Genomic DNA, 21,949 nt, shown 5'->3' with positions numbered 1-21,949 from the left:
ATTAAAAGATTCTTCTAAAAGGAATACTTAAAAAGTTATTTCGCATAGTATAAATCAATCATTCATAATTTCTGCCCCCTTTAAAAAAATAAATAAGAGCGCTTTAATAGTTCATCAGGCTATAAACAAAGCTACATCTTGTTGTGGTAAAACACAACGATAATCATGTATTATTATTACAATTTTCCTAATCATTTATTAGCAGGAATGGTTAGCGATTTGGATAAAGGAATTTTAATACAATTTGGGAAACGTCTTAAATATCTAAGGCAATCTAAAAATCTGACTTATCGTAAAATGGCCTTATTATGCAATGTGGAATATGCCGATATACAACGGTATGAAACCGGAAAAATAAATATTACTCTGCTTTCGCTTGGAGAATTAGCAAAAGCTTTAGATATTGATCCGCAAGAATTATTGAATTTCAAAGAGACATTACCAGCTTAAAAAGCATAGGTATACAGCGACTATCTGCTATCTTTTGCTAACAGAAACACAACAACATTCCCAAATCTTAGCAATAACGAGATTTTTATTAATGATTTTATTCTGCTAATCTAAAGGGTCTTGACATTTCATCCGGATCGCTCTTTTTTGATACATAGCGTTGAAAATGGGATGTTGTGTTAATGTAATTGCCGAAGTCTCACAAATTCTTACCTTTGCGCCAATGCTCAAACGGTTCACCGCCATATTGCTGCTCATAACGCTGATAAGTTCCAACTTTTCACTGTTCATGGTATATGCCGGCTTTGAAATGAACCATCAATATATTGCGGAAACCCTTTGTATTAATAGAAGCCGTCCCTGGATGCATTGCAATGGCAAGTGCTATTTCATGAAAAAGATCCATCAGGCCGAGGAAAACGAGAAAAAGCAGGAAGCCAAAGACAATTTGAACCGCCTTGAAGTTTCTTTTTTCCAGGAGCCATTTCAATTTACTTCTATTGCTCCCTCAATTTTAGAAAAGGTAATAAGTACTTTCCCGGCTTACACCTATCAATACAGCAGCCGCTATATTAACACCATCTTCAGACCACCTAAGTTTACCGTATAAGTATTTCATTTTGTTTGGCACGCTCTAAAAAGGGTAAGCCATGCTATGTATTATTTTTTGCTGCGGTCTAAGTTGATGCGCAGCCTATTCCTATGTACTTATACAAACTCCTATGTTCTCTAATTTTTACAAGAACGTGTTCTTGCTATTGCTGGTGATGACCAGTTTCAACCTGGCTATAGCCAAAAATATCACGAATACTGAAGACCCTGCCACCGGAACGGTTAAGGGTAAAGTACTCTCGTCAGATAAACAACCGCTTACCGGCGTAACCGTTGGTTTGAAAGATACCAAATATCTTACTGTAACAGACAATAACGGCAACTTCCGCTTAAAAGCCCCGGCTGGCAATTATATACTGCAATTAACCTTTATAGGCCTGTCTCCCTTGGAGCAGGCTGTGGCCATCAGCGCAGGGAAGACTACGGCTGTACCTGACATATTGCTCAGTGATTCTTACGCGCAATTGCAGGAGGTGGTGATCAGTACCGCCAAGAAGAATAAATCAGTCAGCAAGGAATCCGATTATATCGCGCGGATGCCGCTGAAGAACCTGGAAAATCCGCAGGTTTATACTGTGATCCCCAAAGAACTGTTAAAAGAGCAGGCGGTAGTAGGGTATTCGCAGGCATTGGCGAATGCGACCGGTGCGGTTAGCGGTGCTAAAGCGGGAAACGGACAAAACTATTTGATTTTAAGAGGCTTTGCCGATCCTGGTTTCATCAGGAACGGTCTAACCAGTCCGCAATATACTGATGTTGACCCGGCCAACCTGGAACGTATTGAGGTTTTGAAGGGGCCGTCAGGGACGCTATTTGGGAGTGCCCAGATCTCCTATGGCGGCCTGGTGAACCGGGTAACCAAAAAGCCGTTGGATGGTACATTTGCTAACGTTTCTTATACCAGCGGCTCTTACAGCCTCAGCCGTTTTACCGCCGATATTAATACGCCGGTTAACAAAGATTCGAGCGCACTGTTCCGCATCAATCTCGCTTCGCATCACGAGGGTAGCTTCCAGGACTACGGTATTACCCAAAACTATTTCGTGGCACCGGTATTTACCTATCGGATCAATAAACGCCTCGATCTTTTGGTGGAAGGTGAATACTACACCCGCAAGGCGACCAGCACGCCTATCCTGACCATCCCGGCAACTTCGGGTATTAAAAGCCTGGATCAGTTAAGCAGCAGCATTTATAAAAAATCGTTCCTGACCAATGAAATAGCCTTTAAGGGAACGGTGACCAATTTCAACATGCAGCTGAATTATAAAATGTCCGATAACTGGACTTCCAGTACCAACCTGGCCAGTTCGCATACCGATTACGATTATCCATTTTTAGCCGCTACCATTGCCAGCGATACCTTGTTGACCCGCGCCGCCGGAAAGACCTATTATGATCTGAACTTTTTGGAACTACAACAGAATTTCAATGGTAAGTTCTTCCTGGCAGGCATGCAGCACCGCATTTTAGTGGGACTTGATTATTTACAACGCAGGCATACGTTCTATTCCAGCCGTGCTGCTTATGATAAGTTCAATTATCGGAAATCATCAGGCCCATATGTCGGCATAGACCAGTTTGATGCCGCGATTGCCAAGCTGACCTATAATCCAAGCAAGCCCAATAGCAATATATACGCCGCTTATGTTTCGGACGTAATCGACCTGACCAGCCGTCTGAATGTGATGGGCAGTTTGCGTTATGATGATTACGTGGATAACGGTGGTGCTAATTACAAACAAGGTTCCTTATCACCGAAGCTGGGTATCGTGTATCAATTGGTAAAAAGCCATGTATCGCTGTTCGGTAATTACATGAACGGCTTTAATAATGTGAGCGGCTTTGACCAGAATGGTAACGCTTTTAAACCGCAACACGCCAACCAATGGGAAGGTGGTGTTAAAGCGGAATATTTAGACGGCAGATTGACCTCTACCGTTAGCTATTATGATATCAAGGTGGAGAACATCCTGCGAAAAGATCCGGGCAACAGCGCCTTTTCAATTCAGGACGGCACCCAGCGCAGTAAAGGGCTGGAAGCAGAATTTATCGGCAATCCTGTTCAGGGTTTAAACATTATCGCCGGTTATGGTTTGAATGACAGCCGTTATGTACAATCCAACCCGGATATCCAGGGGCACCGCCCGGCACTGGTGCCCAACAATACGCTAAACTATTGGGTAAGCTATACTTTATATCAGGGAGCTGCTAAAGGTTTAGGTATCGGAGCTGGTGGAAATTACTACGGGCAGAATTTTTTTGATGATGCCAATATTGTAAATATTGCTTCTGTTAATGTATTAGGCGCTTCTGTGTTTTACAACCAGCCGAAGTTCAGGATCTCGCTGAAAGCTGATAACCTGACCAATGAGAAATACTGGGTATCCTCCACGCCGCAAATGCCTGCCCGTGTACTCGGTTCACTGGAACTTAAATTTTAAGATCATGACAGCAAAAAAGGTTATCGGATTTATCCATCTCTGGTTGGGATTGATCTCCGGCATTATCGTAGTGATCGTTAGCATCACCGGCTGTATCATGGTATTTGAAAAAGAGATCCGCAGCGTAACCGAACCCTTTCAATATGTACAAACCGGTAAAGTGCTCTTGCCGCCTTCGCAACTGAAAAAGATTGTTGAAGAAAAGTCTAAAGACAAAAACGTCGGCACCATTACCTATAACGGGCCGGGCAGATCGGCAGTAGTCAATTATATGGGCATGAAAATGGGCTCGATGGCGACCAATATTTACGTCGATCCCTATAACGGCCAGATCTTAAAGATCAAGGTGATGAAGGATGATTTTTTCAGAATCGTACTGCAAGGACATTATTACCTGTGGCTGCCAAAAGAAATAGGTAAGGTTATTGTTCCCGCTGGCGTACTGATGTTCTTCTTCCTATTGATCACAGGTTTGATCTTGTGGTGGCCGAAAAGCAGGAAACAGGCTGGCCTGAGCTTCTCAATCCGCTGGGGGGCCAAATGGAAAAAGCTGAACTATGACCTGCATAACGTGTTGGGTTTTTATGCCATGCTCATTCTGCTCTGTATCTGCACTACAGGCCTGGTCATGGGCTACAAATGGTTCGGCCAGGGTTTTTATTGGCTGACGAGCGGCGGGCACCAATTGAAAACCGCAAAGAAACCCATGTCAAAAAATCCTGTGCTAAGCGATTCGCTCAACAATAAGGCTGATCTTGTTTGGGCGGAATGCCTGGGAAGAAAACCATACGTCGAGGAAACCGCGTTTACATTTTATTACCCTGAAAAAAAGAACGCGGCCTTTATGGTGTTTTATAACCCCAATAAGAATACCCATTACCTACGTGAGACCTGGTATTTTGACCAGTATAGTCTGAAACCATTACAAGGCAAAGGCAGCGGCTTTGAAGCGGGCCCTTATGAAAAAGCGGGCTTGGGTGATAAGATCAAGCGCATGAACTATGATATTCATACCGGTGGAATTTTAGGTATATGGACTAAGGTGCTGGCTTTCATCGCCAGCCTGATCTCGGCGACACTGCCGGTCACCGGATTTTATGTCTGGTGGGGTAAACGTAGAAAGAAATCTAAAGCGACGAAAGCCGCAACCGTAGATAGGGAAATGTCCTTGGTGTAGGCTACGAAAAAATTGGCCGGGATGAAACCTGACCGAAGAAAATGAAATAATGAGCTTGTTGGTTCAGTAACTATAAAATGTAAAAACATTTATGAAAACAATTTTTAAAATTACAACCCTCATATTGGTATGCTTTAGTATCCCCGCATTGGCCCAATCAGGGAAAATACAGGGTGCCGTTACCACATCGGCGGGAGAAGGCATTAATAAAACAACCGTTAAGCTGTTGAATACCAACTATGGTAGCTTAACTGACAACCAGGGGAAATATAGCATAAGCAATTTAACAGCCGGTAATTATACTATAAGCGTTTCTGCCGTAGGCTATGCTTCCCAACTTAAGTCTTTGGAACTGAGTAAAGGCCAGACATTGGTCATCGATTTTAAACTTGCGGAAAGCAACCAGCAACTCAATGAGGTGACGGTATCATCCGAAAAACGCCAGGAGGCTATACAGAAAATCCCGGCGGCGATCACCGCCTTAGATGCTAAACAAATTAAGGAGTATCGGTTATGGGATATCACCAACCTCACCGCCATTGCCCCGAGTTTATTTGTGGTAGAACATGGTAACAGCACCAGCTCCAACTTCTTCAACATCCGCGGAGTGATGGGATTTTCCAACGAACAGGCTGTAGCTACCTATGTAGATGGTGTTTACCAGTTCGATTATTTTTCTGCGCCGCCTTTGTTCAATGACGTGCAAAGCATCGAGATACTGCGCGGGCCGCAGGGAACCTTATATGGTCGTAACGCCTATGGGGGTGTGGTGAACATCACCACTAAGCAACCTGGCAACACGCCTTCCGGTTATGCAGAAATGACTTTCGGTAATTACGGACAACAGCGTTATACGGTCAGCCTTTCAGAACCTTTAATCAAAGACAAGCTGTTTGCCAGCGGTTCGTTTACCTATAACCACCGTGGATCGATCTATTACAACGAGTTTACAAAGAGTGGTTTTGATCGGCGCGAGGATTATTCAGGCAATTTTAATTTACGGTACCTGCCCTCTAAACAATGGTCGCTTGCGCTGAATGTTAAAAACGAAAACGACAACGACCGCGGCAGTTTTCCCTGGGTAGGATCAATCGAAGACGTCTTTTCCAAACCTTACCAAGTGAACACGAACAATACCAATGTGGAACGTCGCAATAACTTCAACACCTCGCTGGCTGCCAACTACTATGGCAAGGACTTTAACTTCACTTCAGTATCATCCTATATCAACTGGCACGAATATTACGAAGGAAGAGGCGTTGATTATGATTTCAGCCCTTTAGACGCCATCAGCACTGCTCCCGATCAGCGTCAACATATCTTCGCACAGGAGATCCGTCTTTCTTCACCGTCCGCAAGTGGAAGCAAGTTGAAATGGGTAGCAGGAGCTTACGGGTTCACGCAAAATCTCCACATGATCACGCCGACATTTTATGGGCCGGATTACGTGCAATTTGACCCGACTTCCGGTGCACCATTTACAACCATCGGTAACAGCCACGGCAACAATAAAGGCTATGCGTTCTTCGGACAGGCCACCTATTCGCTAACTAACCAATTGGACTTTACCGCGGGCGTACGTTACGATTATGAAAATCGCGGGCTTAGCCAATATACCGATTATCAGAAAGATCCTGCCCCTGCAACCTTACTAACCCCGAACGCGGATTACCGGGCCAGCTTTAACGCGGTCACCCCCAAATTCGTGTTGAGCTATAAAATTAAGGATAACATGCTGCTTTACGGCTCCTATGCCAGGGGCTTCCGTGCAGGCGGATTAAACACCAATGCGACCGACCCGGCACAAGTTCCTTACCAACCGGAACATTCTGACAATTACGAGATCGGCTGGAAAAACATGCTTTTGGATAACAAGCTGAAATTCAACCTGACCGCATTTTATCTCGAACAGCACAACCAGCAGATCAGTACGGCCATGGACGGAATCAACGCCTTAATCCTGAATGTTGGTGAAATGCATAACAAAGGTATTGAACTGGAAGTAACGGCCCTTCCGGTAAAAGGCCTGCAAATTGACTGGAATACCAGCTATTCCTATGCACGTTATACCTCGCTATTGCTATACAGTGCAGATGCCAAAGCCGTAGTGAATTACAAAGGCGAGCAGCCCATTAACACACCGCCGGTCAGTTCGATGCTGGCGGCGCAATACACCTATGATTTTGCGGGTAGCAAACAAAAATTAGCGGCTTTCGTCCGTGGCGAATATCGTTATATAGACAAATATTACTTTGATTTTGTGAATGGCTTAAGCCAGCCAGCCTATAATTTATTTAATGCCAAAGCAGGTATCAGCAGTAAAAACTTTGAACTGAACTTCTGGGCGCGAAACATCACGGATAAAAAGTACGTCGCTTACGGCTCATTCGGTACTTTCCTTTTGGGAAGCCCGAGAACTTACGGAACAACTTTGATCGCCAAATTTTAAATAGAAGATCTAATGAAAAAACTATTTTTTGCGGCAACCCTCATTTTGATGGTTGCTGCGTGTAAAGACAAATCAAAAGATACAGCAACTGGCACACCAAAAAGCCATGAACAACAAATGGCAGATATGCTCCCTGAACCAAAAGTGCAGATCAAAACAGTAGGCATCCTGCTTTATGATAACTATGCAGTTTTGGATGCGATGGGGCCTTACCACGTCTTGAGTGAATTGATGGGTGCTAAAGTGTTTTTTGTAGGACGGCATAAAGGATTGATCACTACCGGCGACGGCATGAAGGTGCAATGTGATACGTCCATCAACGAGGTAAAGCAATTGGATATATTGGTTATTCCCGGCGGTTTGAACGAAACTTATACCGCAACTAAGGATACTGCTTTATTAAACTGGATCAAAGCGATTGATAAGCAATCCAAATACACCACCAGCGTTTGTACCGGTGCCTGGATACTGGCGGCCACTGGCTTACTAAAAGGCCATGAAGCCTCTACGCATTGGTTCGGTAAGCAGATATTAAAAGATCAGTTTGGGATCACCGCAGAAGATAAACGTTATGTTCAAAGCGGCAAGTACTGGACGAGTGCAGGTGTTTCTGCCGGTATTGATATGAGCCTCGGGTTGATTAACGACATCATGGGAGAAAAATACACCCAAACCGTGATGCTCGACCTGGAGTACGATCCGCAGCCACCGGTCAAGGGCGGCAGTGAGCATAATATGGATAAAGCCCTTGTGGAAAGTGTACGTACGATGTACAGCAGCGCCTTGGCACCGTTGGTGCATCCGGAAAGCATTTCAAAGATCAAGATCGATAATGATAAAGACCCCGTTTGCGGTATGGCCTTAACTGGTTTTGCCGACACAGTTCACTACAAAGGAAAGATCATCGGCTTTTGCTCAGCTCGCTGTAAAAACGGTTTCAAGAAAAATCCATCCGGTTACGAAATTCATACACATTAATATTAAATAACATGAAAAAACTAATTATGCTTTTTTGCGGTCTGGCCTTAATGGTATTTGCCGCTTCGGCCAAACCAAACCCCGGCGACCCTAAAAAAGCCACAAAAACAGGCAATATAGCGATTCACTTTAAAAACGTGGTGAACGGCCAAGAGCTGAAATTGAATGATAGCTTATCGCTGTATAAAAACGCCAATGGTGATGATTTTAAGATCACCACGTTTAAATACTATATCAGCAACGTTAGCCTGATCGCTAAGAATGGCGATAAGGTAGCGATACCTGATTCTTATTTTTTGGTCAACGCGGCGGATTCCGCTACGCAAAACCAGCAGATCGCTAATATCCCCGAAGGAAAATATACAGGCATCACGTTTACTATTGGCGTGGACAGCCTGCGTAATTTCGCTGGTGCGCAAACCGGTGTGCTTGACCCGGCCAAAGGGATGTTCTGGAGCTGGAACAGCGGGTACATCTTTGTCAAACTGGAGGGGGAGTCTCCGAAATCTACGGCTAAGAAGAACCGTTTGACCTTTCATATCGGTGGTGTAAAAGCCCCCAATAATACGATCCGCACCTTTACACAAAAGCTTCCGAAGACCTTAAAGATCAATGACGGCAAACTACCGGAACTGGAACTGATCGCTAATGCAGGCGCTTTGTTCCAGGGTAAAACTACCGTAGATTTTGCCAAACTGAACTTCACGATGGGCGGGCCAAATTCAGTTGTCGTTGCGGATAATTACGCGGATGGGCTTTTTAAGATCACCCAAGTAAAAAACTGATATGAAAGCTAAGGGAATTGTCTTTTTAGTGCTGCTTATATTTATCATGGTCAGTACGGCATTCAATTATGGATTTAAGGGAATTAACTATAGTATCGCAGCCGATAGCGTTCGCTTCGCCGTGCCTGCCAATTTCCCTAAGCCCGTATATGATTTCAAAGACAATCCGGTAACCAGCAATGGCTTCAAGTTGGGCAGGATATTATTCTACGATCCGATCATATCAAAAGATAAGTCCATTTCCTGCGCGAACTGTCACCAGTCTTTTGCCGCTTTTGCCAATCTCGACCATGCGGTAAGTCACGGCGTAGATGAATGCCTGGGCACAAGAAATGCGCCGCCCTTATTTAACCTCGCCTGGCAAAAAGAATTTATGTGGGATGGCGGTGTGCATCATATTGAAGTATCACCAATGAACGCCATGACCAATCCTTGCGAGATGGCAACCGACCTGAATACCATTGTAAGCAGGTTGCAGGAAACCAATGCCTATGCCCCTTTATTTAAAGCAGCTTTTGGAACGACGGAGATCAATTCACAGCGCACCTTCAGGGCACTTGCGCAGTTCACCAGTATGCTTGTTTCCGCAAATTCCAAGTATGATAAGTACATCAGAAAAGAAAAAGGCGGTGACTTTACGGCAGAAGAAATAGCAGGTTATGCCCTATTTAAACAAAAATGCAGCACCTGTCACCAGGAACCATTATTTACTGACCTGGCTTACCGAAGTAACGGCCTTGACCTGAAACCGGAGGATATTGGCCGGGACAGTATTACGCACCTCGAAACAGACCGGGGTAAATTTCGCGTGCCATCCTTACGCAATGTTGAACTTACCAGCCCTTATATGCACGACGGCAGGTTTGAAACATTGAAAGAAGTATTAGCCCATTATAACTCCGGCGTAAAGCCGACTGCGAACCTTGACCCCCTTCTACATCAAAACAATGTTTACGGGATCAGGCTAACGACTCTTGAACAAAGCCAACTGATCGCCTTTTTGAAGACCTTAACCGACCGGGACTTTGTGAACGACAAACGTTTCCAGGCACCGGAATAACAATCATTTGAAAAAATTAACCATTAAAAACTACAGACATGAAAACGTTAAAAATTACAGCACTTTTTTTGGCAATGACCGTAACGTCCATCTTAACTGTTAAAGCGCGAAGCCCCCAGGCTAAATCGTTGAATACGGTGATCACCAACTATATGGCCTTGAAAGACGCCCTGGTCGGCGGCGATGGCACAGTTGCTGAAGCTAAAGCGAAAACTTTACTTGCTTCCATTGGCGAACTTCCTAAAGCAGGTTTAAGTACTGATGAAGCCGCCTTGTTGCCTAAACTGGAATTTGACAGCAGGCATATCAGCGAAGTAAACAAAATCGCTCATCAGCGTGAGCATTTCGCCAGCCTTTCTAACAACCTGTATAACCTGGTAAAAAGACTGAAAGTAAACAACACAGTACTTTACCGCCAGTATTGCACCATGACCAAAGCGTACTACTTGAGCGAAACCGATAAAGGCAAAGACCCTTACATGGGAATGAGCAATTGCAGCAAGGTAACTGAAACATTACCAGCAGCAAAAAAATAATCCGTCCATCCCAATTCCATCCAAAATATACTATCCTTTAGATGAATAAATTTTTAATTATAACAGGTGCAGTATTGCTATCCGGCAGCTTGTATGCACAGCAAAAAAAACTGGCTAATCAAGATACGCCATCTGTTAAAAAAGATACGACCACGCACAACCTGAAAGAGGTAACGGTTACCTCTAAATATTACAAAAAATACAAAACCGATAAAGCCTCCGGTACATTAAAGGTAAATACCCCAATTTTAAAGCTTTCTCAAAACATCCAGGAAATTGATCAAAGTGTCATTGCCGACCAGCAAGCAATTACCATCAATGAAAGTATCACCCGTAATGTGAGCGGTGCCGTGCGTAACAATAATGCTGACCTGTATACGCCTTATGTTTACATGCGCGGCGCCCAGATCACGCCTTTACGCAATGGGATGGATATTTCTATGATCTATGCAGGGCCAAGCGCCGAGGATGCCGCCATTATCGGGCGGGTGGAATTTATTAAAGGTCCGTCCAGTTTTATCAACGGCTTGTTTGATCCCGCCGGTTCATTTAACGTATTGACCAAACAACCGATGGGTACGCATTCCAATCAAATCAACCTTACTGCCGGCAGCTTCAATCTATACCGGCTCAGTGCAGATCTGGACGGTAACTTAGACGAGTCGGGTAAATGGCAATACCGGTTGAATGCGGTTGGGCAAAAAGATAAATCATTCCAGAAATATAACTTTAATGATAAGGTAGCGGTGGACCCGGTATTGAAATACAATATTAATAAGCACTCATCCATTTCGGCAGAGTACATCTTCCAGACCCAGCGTTTCCAGCAGTACTTCGCCACGGTGTTTGCGCCTGATGGGTTTGCTTCTCTTCCACGCGATTTTAGCATTAATGACCCTAACAAGAAGCCTTATCAGTCAACAGAAAATAATGGTTTCCTAAGTTATTATAATGAGTTTAACAGCCATTGGCGGTTTACGGTAAAGGCGGCCTACGCCAAAGACCATTTGGAGGGCACTTATTTCTTTGTTTCGAGGTACAATGCCCAGCAGCCTAACCTCATTATGCGCCGGGCCAGTTACGAGCGGTTAAATACCGACGTGTTAGCCATCCAACCTTACATCAGTGGCGAGTTTAACACCGGAGCAATCAGTCATCATTTCCTGGGCGGAATTGATGTGAACCGCAAGCATTTTCTTTCCTACTCAGGATCTAATGACCCCACGGCCAATCAAACCCTGTATCCGCTGGATGCTTATAACCCGGTATACGGGATCAGCTTTGATGCTAATGCGCGTACGGGCAACCTGTCTGATATTGCTACCGATCAGCAGTCTATTAGCTACCAGGCGGCTTACGCACAGGACGAGATCGGTTTATTAGATAATAAATTACGCCTGACACTTGCGGCAAGGTTGACTTTTTCCAATACCGGGGTGCAGAAGAACCCGGTAACAACAGGTTTGGGCAGCACCGATAACACCGCTTTCACACCTAAAGTTGGCCTGAGTTATTCCCTGATGCCTGATTTTTCGGTATATGGATTATTTGACCAGACCTTTACACCACAAAGCGGCGTAAGCACCACTACCGGAGAGGCTTTTAAACCTTTGCTGGGAAAAAACCTGGAAGCAGGCTTAAAGAAAGACTGGGCAGGTGGCAAATGGAATACCACGGTATCGGTTTATCGCATCGTACGTGATAATGTTAAAGTAACAGATCCGTCTACCAATATTCAATCGCAGCTGGGCCAAACGCTGTCTAAAGGTATTGAGTTCGACTTGAAAGGTGAGATCGTAAAAGGCCTCAACGCGGTGGTTAACTACGCCTACACAGACAGCTATATTTCCAAAGATGCCAACCCGCTGCGCGTAGGGCTGGCAACCCCGTTCCGGGTGAAGCATATCCAAAATACCTGGCTTAACTATCAACTACCGGGTGCAGCGTTAAAAGGTTTTTCTGTTTCCAGCGGTTATCAGTTACAGGTAGGCCGAGCCGGAAGGTATGAATTGCAGAAATTGCAGCTTGCACCAGTTTTCAGGGTGGATGGAGGTCTTGGCTGGACGAACGGTCGCTATTCGGTTAATGCAATCGTGAATAATATACTGAACCGCTACAATTATGGCAGTGCCTGGATCACACCCTCATCCGGCACAGTCGGCACTTATGCCTATGTTCCGTATCCGCCGCGTGAGCTGAGGCTGAACTTAGGCTTTAACTTTTAACAGATCAGCATGGCCTGGAAAAAGAAGTTAACTAAGATTGCATTTAAGCTGCATGGCTGGATGGGCCTCTTTGCGGGTCTGTTCTTTTTGCTTTATGGTATCACCGGTTCCATGCTGATGTTCAGGCATCAGCTGGATCGCTACTTTAACCCGGAACTGCATCAGCTTAAGCCGACAGCACATCCAATCCCAGCTGACCAGCTTTACCGGATGGTATTGCGTGCACATCCTAACTTGAGGAAACTGGTATTACATGATTTTCCGGCAGATCAACAGGATTGCTACGAATTCATGTTGTATAAGCGGCAGCAAAAGCTGACAGACAATTATCTGTACTATGTATTTGTAAACCCTTATACGGGACAGATCATCAGGGAAGGTAGTTATGGTGATGTAGCGCCTTCCTTCTTCAGGTGGTTATATACGCTGCATTACAGTTTGCAGTTAGGCATACCCGGTATGCTATTGACTGCGATCATGGGCATCGTCATGTTGCTCTCCCTTTTAACAGCAGGGCTGTTGCATTCTAATTTATTAGTTGATTTAGTTTCGTTATATCATTGGCGACGAGCCTTTGTGCTTGTGCCATATTTTTATAGTCATTTGTTCTGAATAAGTTAATGGCGATATTCCTGAATATAGATGTGTTTTGTGGGGCGTTCGCTGTTCTTATTCGTGAAGCATCTTCTTTGAAAGTCATATCTTTTACCCAATGCAGGCCGTTCTCTATACTCCAATGGTTCCGGATCCCGCTACAGAACGCCTGAGCAGTAACTTTACGGCTGCTGATGTAGTATGCGTCTTCCTCCCTCGTTTTACCTTTGTCTCTTACCATACGTTTTACTTTGATGATCTGTTTTAAGCCGGCCCAATGTTTATCCATGTGACCAACCGCATCGCTTACAACTACTTCACGGCGTTCTGTACGCCCCTTGCTATATTCCCATTCAGAGAACCGGCTGGTGACCGTCATCATATCTGCGGTCATCGATTGGATGTGTTGGCATAGCGTTCTTTGATTCATTTTTACGCCAATGACATAATCATTCTTTGTATCTATGATCACCCTTACAGTTTTTTTTGACAATGAAGTGCATCTAAAGTTAAAGTTGTTCCGCTCAATCCCAGATCTGCTATAAGTTTCTGTACAACAGGTATCTCGCTTTCCTTAGAGTTGTCAACAAGTGCGTTGCCGATAACAAGCTTTTTACGGCTACTGTAAATACTCACCAGGTTGATGAACCGCTGCTTTTCTATCGAATAGTCGCTCATGGTTCCTTTCATCGCTTTCCCATCCACGTGTAGCCACTCTTGTTCAGTGATATCGGTGTGCTGCCGCACCCATTTATAAAAGCTTTTACTCAACTTGTCAAAATCCAGGTCTTGTATTACTCGCCGAACCGTGTAAAAACTTGGCAATCTGTTCTTTTTCGGCTTCAGGGAAGCTAAAAGATCTACTTCATTGCGGGTTATAAAGTCTCCAATAGCTCGATAACCATGATAACCACTCATCGTACTCATCAAAACAAGTAAGAGTACAAAGGTCTGGTCGTGTCGTTGTCCTGCACGACGACGACCGTCCGGGAGTTCCGCCAAATAAGATATAATGCCTTGATTCATATTTAAAGTTAACTCCTTATTTTTTAGAATGCAACAGCCCTGCTTTTAACAGGGGTCATTGTTTATCGTAAACACTTTTGGCAGGCCCTGCGATTTAAAGCCGGGTTGAATTTTAAGAACAGGCGTACGGCTGTTTCGTCACTGCACCGCATACTGGGTGTATGGTCTTTAGGTTTTACCGCTGTCTTGTTTTTTACCGGGTTCTGGATGCTGAAGGAGTATTTCACACCGGAGCAATGGGAGTTACCCAAATATCAGGCGGCCTATACCGTGTCGGCCAATGTCGATTCGATGATCATGAGCGCCAAAAAGATCGTGCCCGGATTTAAACCGATTGCGGTGAATATTCCAACTACTAAGGGAGCGGATGTATTATTAAGGGGATTAATGCCGACAACCGGCTTCTTCCTGCTGCAGGGCAAGGCCAGCGGCATATCTTTTAATGCTGAAACAGGAGGATTTAAAAAGATCTCTGATATCGATAAGCAGGGGTTTGATCAGCGGTTCGAAACAGAAGTTTACAATCTGCATATAGGATCTTATGGCGGCGACGTTATCCGTTGGTGCTATGTGGTTTTAGGTTTATTGCCCGGAATTTTATCGGTCTCAGGCGCTATCTTATGGTTCAGACGGAAATATTGAGCATTTTCGTGACGGCTTAAAATATGAAGAAATTTTTACTTTTTATCTGCTTACAGTTTATCATTAGCGGTCTGTCGGCACAGCAGCGCAACCTATCCGGCAAAATTATCGATAGTGCAACCCAAGTGCCGATCAATGGTGTTACGGTTATAATAAAACCTAACAATAGGACGGACATCACGGACGAAACGGGACGATTTTTTTTCAAAAATATAGCGGGAAATACAAAAGTACTGACGGTATCCGCAGTGGGCTATCAAAAGAAAACCTATCAGCTCGACGATTTTAAAAATGGACAAACCATTAGCCTTGCGCAACGGCAAACGCAATTATCAGATGTGGTGATCACCGCAGATAACCGAAACCCCTACAAAGCCATCAGCGAAACGGACATCAAACTGCGCGGCGTTTCCAATTCTCAGGAAGTACTCCGCATTGTACCCGGATTGTTTATCGGGCAGCACCAGGGCGGCGGTAAAGCCGAACAAATCTTTTTGCGGGGCTTTGATAATGACCACGGAACGGATATCAATATGAGCGTAGACGGGATGCCGATCAACATGGTTTCACAGGCGCATGGCCAGGGTTATGCGGACAGCCACTTTATCATTCCGGAAACCATCGAGAGCACCACTTATCAAAAAGGCATGTACAATGCAGAGAAAGGTGATCTGGCAGTAACCGGCTTTGTGAATTTTAATACGGCCAATGCGATCAGTTCCAATATGGTCAAGGTTGAAGCAGGGCAATTCAATACCTATCGCCTGATGGGTATGGTTAACCTCTTAGGTGAGAAGGCCAAAGCCAATAACCAGTCCTGGTATGCGGCTACTGAATATCGTTACAGCGATAGCTATTTTGACAATCCGCAGCACTTTAAACGATTCAATTTTTTCACCAAATATCATGGCAAACTGAATAATAATAACTGGTTGACGCTTTCTGCATCAACCTTATACAGTACCTGGAAAGCATCTGGACAAATTCCTGAAAGTGCTGTGAATGACGGAACCGTCGGATTTTACGGTGCCATTGATCCGAACGAAGGCGGCATTACATCCCGTACTAACTTCAATGCACAATTGCTGACCACATTACCCAATCATGATATTATCAAAAATCAGCTTTATTATTCCCGTTATAAATTTGACCTGCATACAAATTTTACTTTTTTCCTGGTAGATGCTATCAATGGTGATGAGATCAGGCAGCGGGAAGCCCGTAACCTTTATGGCTACAATGGCAGTTACCAGCATGAAGGGTATATCGGCAATACAAAGGTCAATACCGAAGCGGGTATCAGTGCCCGTTTGGATATGACGACAAATTCAGAATTGTCGAATACGGTCAATAATTTCACAGTGATCAAGCCTTTCAAGTTAGGCGATATTACGGAATTGGGGGCAGGTGCTTTTATTAACGAAACATTCCGATTCAGTCCAAAATTCAGCTTGAATGCTGGTTTAAGATTTGACCAGTTCTATTATAAATACAATAACAAATTAGCCAGCGACAGCACGTTAAATGGTGCCGGTGTCTACTCAGCCAATAATAATATAATTAGCCCGAAATTGAACTTTTATTACCAGGCAACGGATAAAACGCAGTTCTATTTATTCCTGGGAAAAGGTTTCCATTCCAACGATACCCGCGTAGTGGTTGCTGAAAAAGGTTTGCAAACCCTGCCCGCTGCTTACGGCGCTGACCTGGGAACAGTTTTTAGACCTGCGAAAAACTTATTATTCAATGCCGCTTTATGGTACAGTTACTTGCAGAAGGAATATGTTTATGCAGGTGACGGCGGTACCGTTGATTTTAGTGGCCGTACGCAACGCCTTGGTTTTGACCTCTCTGGACGTTATCAACCTGTTACCTCCCTGTACTTTGATGCGGATGTTAACTATGCGCATGGCCGTTCTTTGGATGATCTTAAAGGTGAAAACTATATTCCATTAGCACCGGTATGGAGTAGCACAGGCGGCATCACTTATATTTTTAAAGATGGATTCAACGGAAGTCTTCGTTACCGCTGGTTGGGCGACCGGGCAGCCAATGAAGACTATTCGTTAAAAGCCGAAGGATACTTTATCAATGACTTGGTATTGAACTACACGAAGCGTAAATATGAGTTCGGCTTAACCGTCAATAACCTTTTAAATGTGAAGTGGAAAGAAACACAATTTGAGACGATTACCCGTTTGAAAGGGCAGTCCGCTGTTGATGGAATTGCTTTCACGCCAGGAACCAAATTCGCTGCATTATTGCATATCAGCTATTTTTTTAAATAGGTGTAAAAGTCTTTGTTTTACACCTGCTACATTATACTTTTTGCAATAGCTGATTTAATTGATTGGATATTGGTTTGCAACACAGTAATTCCGAGTCTCTCTATAAATTTCATTCTTCTAACTTGTCTTTTGTCTTTTAAAAAATGTTTTCTGCCGTAGCAACTCTACATTATTAACTTAACTACCAGGATGTTATTTTGATGTAGATCAATGCACAGGCTCTGCGTTCTTGAGACATTCGCATCATATTAGAATATGATGTCATACAAAAAGAACACAAAACAAACTGTTCCTGTATCAACCGGTTTGGCGGAAAAGGGATTTAGAAAATGGATCATTACTATCACGATGGTATTGGCATGTATGCTTGAGTTTTTAGATACTACCATTGTCAATGTAGCAATTCCACATATCCAGGGCAGCATGGGGGCTATATTGGAAGATGTGGCCTGGGTTACTACCGGCTATGCAATAGCCAATGTAATTGTACTACCCATGTCGGGCTGGTTGGGAAACAGGTTCGGTCGTAAAAGCTATTTTTTATTTTCTATAAGCATTTTTACGCTGGCATCCATGCTTTGCGGTGGTTCAACAACATTGGCAGAACTGGTCATGTTCCGGGTTTTGCAGGGCCTTGCAGGCGGCGGACTCATCTCTACCGCTCAAGCTATATTGCTGGAAACCTGGCCTCCTGATGAGCGGGGTACGGCTACAGCCATTTTTGGTTTTGGTGCTGTCGTGGGGCCAACAATTGCACCGGCTTTGGGCGGTTATATTACCGATAATTTGTCTTGGCCCTGGGTGTTTTACATCAATCTTCCTTTAGGTATGATCGCTGCCGCACTTACCTATTACTATGTTAAAGTAACACCCAGATCCGGGCAAGATAAACCTGTAGACTGGTGGGGCATTCTTTTGCTCAGTATTACAGTGGGCAGCTTGCAAACTGTGTTAGAAAAAGGTGAAGACAAAGACTGGTTTTCCACTAATTACATTATTATACTAACAGTAACAGCAATACTTGGCCTGGTGATTTTTATATGGCATGAACGGGATACAGATTATCCCGTTGTTAATATGCACCTGTTCCGTTACAGAAGTTTCTCGGCAGGCATGATCACTTCCTTTGTATTTGGTATCGGACTTTATGGTTCTGTTTTTATCTTTCCGCAGTTCTGTGAGAACCTGTTAGGCTTTTCTGCACAGCAAACAGGCTTGTTACTACTCCCTGGCCAGGTATTTACTATTATCCTCATGCCCACTATCGGGAAACTATTAAAAAAAGGCTTGCCACCGCAATTATTTGTTATTGCCGGGTTCTGCTGTTTTTTTGTTTTTCCAACCTTAATGAGCAAAACCACACTTTTATCGGGCTTGGCTGATCTTACGTTTCCATTATACTTTCGGGGCATTGGTATCGGCTTGTTGTTTGTTCCGCTGATCACACTTGCCATTAAAGACCTGAAAGGCCCGGAAATTGGGCAGGGGGCCGGGTTGTACAATATGATGCGCCAGTTGGGCGGCTCATTCGGTATAGCAGGGCTGGCTACATCCATCCATATCGGGCAAGCCACCCATCGAAATTTTCTGCTTGAAAATATCAATAGCTATAATAATGCCTTTTTATCCCGGATGCAGTTTTATATATCCGGTTTTATAAATAAAGGGTATTCATCCTTACAAGCCCGCAATATGGCGCTCAAAGTAGTAGATAACACGGTTAATAAACAGGCCTCGTTAATGGCTTTTGCCGATTCTTACCGATGGCTGGGTGTCGTGATGCTTTGTTGTATCCCTTTGATCTTTCTACAGGGTTTGAAAAAGAAACAAGTGGATATTCCAACTGACTTACACTGAACACCTAATGATGATTATAAAATCTAAATCGAAGAGTTGGGGATAGGAAAAGTAGCGACCTTTGGTAAAGAACTATTAAAACTAAGAATGGAAAACGCCCTGACCAAATTTATATTGACCAATACAACGATTAATGAATCGGATATGAAAACCGTTCTCGCTTGTTTTCGACCGCTCAGGGCTTTAAAAGATGAGATTTTGTTAGGAGAAGGAGATGCGTCAAAAAGAATGTATTTTGTAATCAGCGGTTGTTTGCGTATTTATTTTTTACAGGCCGACGGTTCGGAAGCTACCCGGTATATCGCATTTGAAAATAATTTCGCCACAGGTTTAATGGCTTTTATCAGTCAGCAGCCTTCGTTGGAATATATACAGGCACTTGAAAATTCAGAGTTGCTTTATATCTCGCACGATCATTTCTACCGGTTGCTGGATACCATTCCCGGATGGGAGAAATTTTTCAGGAGTTACCTGGAGCACGCATACGTTACCAATACAAACCGCTTAATGAGTTTCATTACAATGGATGCCACCGAAAGATACCAACTTTTAATGAAAGAGCATCCTCACATCACGCAACGCTTGTCAAATAAAATGGTAGCGAATTACCTGGGTATATCACAAGAGGCTTTAAGCCGGCTTAAAGGCCGTATTAACAAAAAATAATTGCAAAATGGATAACATATCAAATGAACTGGATAATAGCCAAAAGCGCATTTACACCATTGCGCAGGTTTCTGATATAACCGACGTAACACCGCACCTAAGAAGAATTACATTCAAAGGTGATCAATTCAAAGATGCTATAGGATGCTCTTCGGGTATGCATTTAAAGATATTTCTTCCCTTACTCGGACAAACTAAGGCTGAATTGCCGAAGATGATTAACGGAAGACCATCATGGGAAAATCCGGCAACTAAACCTATTGTACGCACCTACACCATCCGTCTTATAGATCAATTAAAAGGCGAACTTAGCATTGAATTCTTTTTGCATGGAGATGAAGGTTGCGCCTCTACCTGGGCGTCAAATGTTAAAATAGGAGATGAACTTGGCATAGGCATAAAACCCGGTAAACCGTTGCCTCAGGTAGACTGGTATTTATTCGCGGGAGACGAAACGGCTATACCGGCTATAGCTGCTATGCTGGAATCATTGCCGGAGTCTGCCAGGGGAATGGCTCTGTTAGAAGTTGGTAGTGCGGTAGATACTTTTGAAATTAAAACCGATTCCAGTGTAATAATAAGATGGTTTGGCAGGAATGGAGAACCGGCTGCGGAATCGGGCTTGCTATTAAGCGCAATAAAGGATGTTAGCTTTCCAGACCCAGATTTTGGATCAAGGCTGGTTTGGATTGCGGGAGAATATACCCCGGTACAGGCAATTCGTGCCTACGTAACCCAAAAAATGGGGCTAAACAGAGACGAATTGCGCGCCGTAGTTTATTGGAAGGCCGGATTGGCCGAAGATGAATTTCAGCACATCAGCAAGCCGCATAAATAATTTTAATTTTTAACCAGTGGTAACGGTTTTTTTGACAGGCACGCGGTTATTGTTTTTTATCAAATTGATTATTCTACTCCCGGTGCCTGAATACTTATATCTCGTTTTGAAATAGAAAAGATTGATCTTAAAGTTTAAATAAATAAAATTTCACATTCAATTTCTATTCTTCCAGCTTATCTTGAACTTTCTTGAAAATATTCTCAGTTGTAGCTACCAAATTTTTCAAATCTTGCAAAAAATGGCTCGAAAAATCTGGTTCGTCTGTCACTAAATAGTGTGTAGAGATTAGGTAAAAGGATTTAAAGCATCTGCCTGATAATTATTCATTTAACCCAAACAACTATTTGTTAATCTTTGTTGACTATAAGGTCATAGGTGGGACTATTATTGCGTATGAATTAACATGGGAAAAAGGATACTCGTAATTGACGACGATGAAGACATCTTGGAAATATTAAATATTGTTTTTCAGGAGAACGGTTATGAGACCGTTATATCCAACACGGGTGAAGCTGCTGAACATATCCGGGTTATACAGCCGGATATTGTTTTGCTTGATGTACGCATAGTCGGCTCTGTAAAAAGTGGGCCAGAAATATGCAGAGAAATTAAATCGCAATTGGAGACCAGGCACCTTCCTGTTATGCTCGTCTCCGGCGAATCAGATTTGGCTGTACTCGCCAAGGAATGCGGTGCTGATGCCTATATACCTAAGCCATTTGATATTTTCGATCTGTTATCCCATGTAAAAAAACACTTATCTTAGAGGCAAACTAATGCTGATGTCAGGACTATCCGATAAATCATCATCTCCAAAAAAAATAAAGTTAGGTTCTGAAAAACTAAAAACTTTTTTTGTTAACCACCTTAACCGTATCTATTATGCCAAGGCACATCTGGTCGAAAGGCTGCCGCAGCTCAAGAGCGAAGTATATTTTAATGACTTGCAGTTAGCTATTAGGGAAACGGTAGATGACGTGGAAAAGCAAATAGCGCGAATGGAAGTAATCTATGAATTGTTGGACGCACAAATATCAAAAGGCAGTATTCACGGCTTGACGGGTTTGGTGGATGATGCTTTTGAAGCTATTAATGAGCAATCAGGAGAGGCAGAACTTAGAGATATGTCAATCATTTTTTACCTTCAAAATATTGAAAGTGTGGAGATGGCCTCGTTTCAGGTACTTCAAATGGCTGCGGTAAAACTTAAAAACAAACAGATAAAGCAGCTTTTAAAGGAAAATTACGATGAAGCTAAAGCTGATAGAACGCTACTCTTATTAATTGCAGCAAAATATATTACAAAATAATTCAGCAAA

General features: G+C 43.5%; 18 protein-coding genes and 1 pseudogene. 18 read left to right on the top strand and 1 reads right to left on the bottom strand.

Annotated features, from left to right (window positions below):
- The first annotated feature begins 165 nt into the window (after positions 1–165).
- From BDD43_RS03485 to BDD43_RS03435, 11 genes are all read left to right on the top strand, one after another.
- On the top strand, positions 166–450 hold the full coding sequence (locus BDD43_RS03485) for a helix-turn-helix domain-containing protein (protein ID WP_246001436.1): 285 nt from the start codon (positions 166–168) through the stop codon (positions 448–450).
- A 391-nt stretch (positions 451–841) separates the two neighbouring features.
- The gene (locus BDD43_RS30510; protein ID WP_246001435.1) at positions 842–1,060 is read left to right on the top strand and encodes a hypothetical protein; all 219 of its coding nucleotides are present in this window, start codon (positions 842–844) and stop codon (positions 1,058–1,060) included.
- 112 nt (positions 1,061–1,172) lie between these two features.
- Positions 1,173–3,506 (top strand): TonB-dependent receptor, encoded by a 2,334-nt coding sequence (locus tag BDD43_RS03475; RefSeq protein WP_121196375.1) that lies wholly within the window; start codon positions 1,173–1,175, stop codon positions 3,504–3,506.
- Complete coding sequence (locus tag BDD43_RS03470; protein ID WP_121196374.1) at positions 3,433–4,683, top strand: PepSY-associated TM helix domain-containing protein; 1,251 nt, start codon at positions 3,433–3,435, stop codon at positions 4,681–4,683. Before BDD43_RS03475 ends, BDD43_RS03470 begins: the two co-directional genes overlap by 74 nt.
- Positions 4,684–4,774: 91 nt before the next feature.
- On the top strand, positions 4,775–7,132 hold the full coding sequence (locus BDD43_RS03465) for a TonB-dependent receptor (protein ID WP_121196372.1): 2,358 nt from the start codon (positions 4,775–4,777) through the stop codon (positions 7,130–7,132).
- Positions 7,133–7,144: 12 nt separating this feature from the next.
- The gene (locus tag BDD43_RS03460) at positions 7,145–8,110 is read left to right on the top strand and encodes a DJ-1/PfpI family protein (protein ID WP_121196370.1); all 966 of its coding nucleotides are present in this window, start codon (positions 7,145–7,147) and stop codon (positions 8,108–8,110) included.
- An 11-nt stretch (positions 8,111–8,121) separates the two neighbouring features.
- Positions 8,122–8,895, top strand: a complete 774-nt coding sequence (locus tag BDD43_RS03455) for an MbnP family protein (protein ID WP_121196369.1) — start codon at positions 8,122–8,124, stop codon at positions 8,893–8,895.
- Between the two features lies 1 nt (position 8,896).
- Entirely contained in the window at positions 8,897–9,955 is a 1,059-nt protein-coding gene (locus BDD43_RS03450) for a cytochrome-c peroxidase (RefSeq protein ID WP_121196367.1), read from the top strand.
- A 38-nt stretch (positions 9,956–9,993) separates the two neighbouring features.
- Positions 9,994–10,491 carry a DUF3347 domain-containing protein gene (locus BDD43_RS03445; protein WP_121196366.1) on the top strand — a complete coding sequence of 166 codons (498 nt, stop codon included), beginning with the start codon at positions 9,994–9,996 and terminating at the stop codon, positions 10,489–10,491.
- A gap of 41 nt (positions 10,492–10,532) precedes the next feature.
- Positions 10,533–12,716, top strand: coding sequence for a TonB-dependent siderophore receptor (locus BDD43_RS03440; RefSeq protein WP_121196364.1), 2,184 nt, complete (start codon positions 10,533–10,535; stop codon positions 12,714–12,716).
- Positions 12,717–12,725: 9 nt separating this feature from the next.
- Complete coding sequence (locus BDD43_RS03435) at positions 12,726–13,328, top strand: PepSY-associated TM helix domain-containing protein (protein ID WP_121196363.1); 603 nt, start codon at positions 12,726–12,728, stop codon at positions 13,326–13,328.
- On the opposite strand, the pseudogene BDD43_RS30330 reads toward BDD43_RS03435, so the two are convergent.
- A pseudogene (locus tag BDD43_RS30330) lies at positions 13,243–14,336 on the bottom strand (ISAs1 family transposase). The gene BDD43_RS03435 and the pseudogene BDD43_RS30330 sit on opposite strands and share 86 nt — an antisense overlap.
- Positions 14,337–14,375: 39 nt before the next feature.
- Here BDD43_RS30330 and BDD43_RS03420 point away from each other — a divergent pair.
- The 7 genes from BDD43_RS03420 (at position 14,376) to BDD43_RS03390 (ending at position 21,940) form a co-directional block, all read left to right on the top strand.
- Positions 14,376–14,978, top strand: a complete 603-nt coding sequence (locus BDD43_RS03420) for a PepSY-associated TM helix domain-containing protein (protein ID WP_121196358.1) — start codon at positions 14,376–14,378, stop codon at positions 14,976–14,978.
- 23 nt (positions 14,979–15,001) lie between these two features.
- Entirely contained in the window at positions 15,002–17,266 is a 2,265-nt protein-coding gene (locus BDD43_RS03415) for a TonB-dependent receptor (protein ID WP_121196357.1), read from the top strand.
- A gap of 255 nt (positions 17,267–17,521) precedes the next feature.
- Positions 17,522–19,123 (top strand): DHA2 family efflux MFS transporter permease subunit, encoded by a 1,602-nt coding sequence (locus tag BDD43_RS03410; RefSeq protein ID WP_246001434.1) that lies wholly within the window; start codon positions 17,522–17,524, stop codon positions 19,121–19,123.
- 144 nt (positions 19,124–19,267) lie between these two features.
- Entirely contained in the window at positions 19,268–19,789 is a 522-nt protein-coding gene (locus tag BDD43_RS03405; RefSeq protein ID WP_246001433.1) for a Crp/Fnr family transcriptional regulator, read from the top strand.
- 7 nt (positions 19,790–19,796) lie between these two features.
- Positions 19,797–20,627, top strand: coding sequence for a siderophore-interacting protein (locus BDD43_RS03400; protein WP_121196353.1), 831 nt, complete (start codon positions 19,797–19,799; stop codon positions 20,625–20,627).
- Between the two features lie 406 nt (positions 20,628–21,033).
- Positions 21,034–21,396: a response regulator gene (locus tag BDD43_RS03395; RefSeq protein WP_008506486.1), complete on the top strand. Its 363-nt coding sequence runs from the start codon at positions 21,034–21,036 to the stop codon at positions 21,394–21,396.
- 16 nt (positions 21,397–21,412) lie between these two features.
- The gene (locus BDD43_RS03390) at positions 21,413–21,940 is read left to right on the top strand and encodes a DUF892 family protein (protein WP_040625844.1); all 528 of its coding nucleotides are present in this window, start codon (positions 21,413–21,415) and stop codon (positions 21,938–21,940) included.
- The last annotated feature ends 9 nt before the right edge of the window (positions 21,941–21,949 follow it).

Source organism: Mucilaginibacter gracilis (genome assembly GCF_003633615.1).
Lineage (GTDB): Bacteria > Bacteroidota > Bacteroidia > Sphingobacteriales > Sphingobacteriaceae > Mucilaginibacter > Mucilaginibacter gracilis.
The sequence above is the reverse complement of the archived record's forward strand: the minus strand, read 5'-3'. Positions and strand labels throughout refer to the sequence as shown.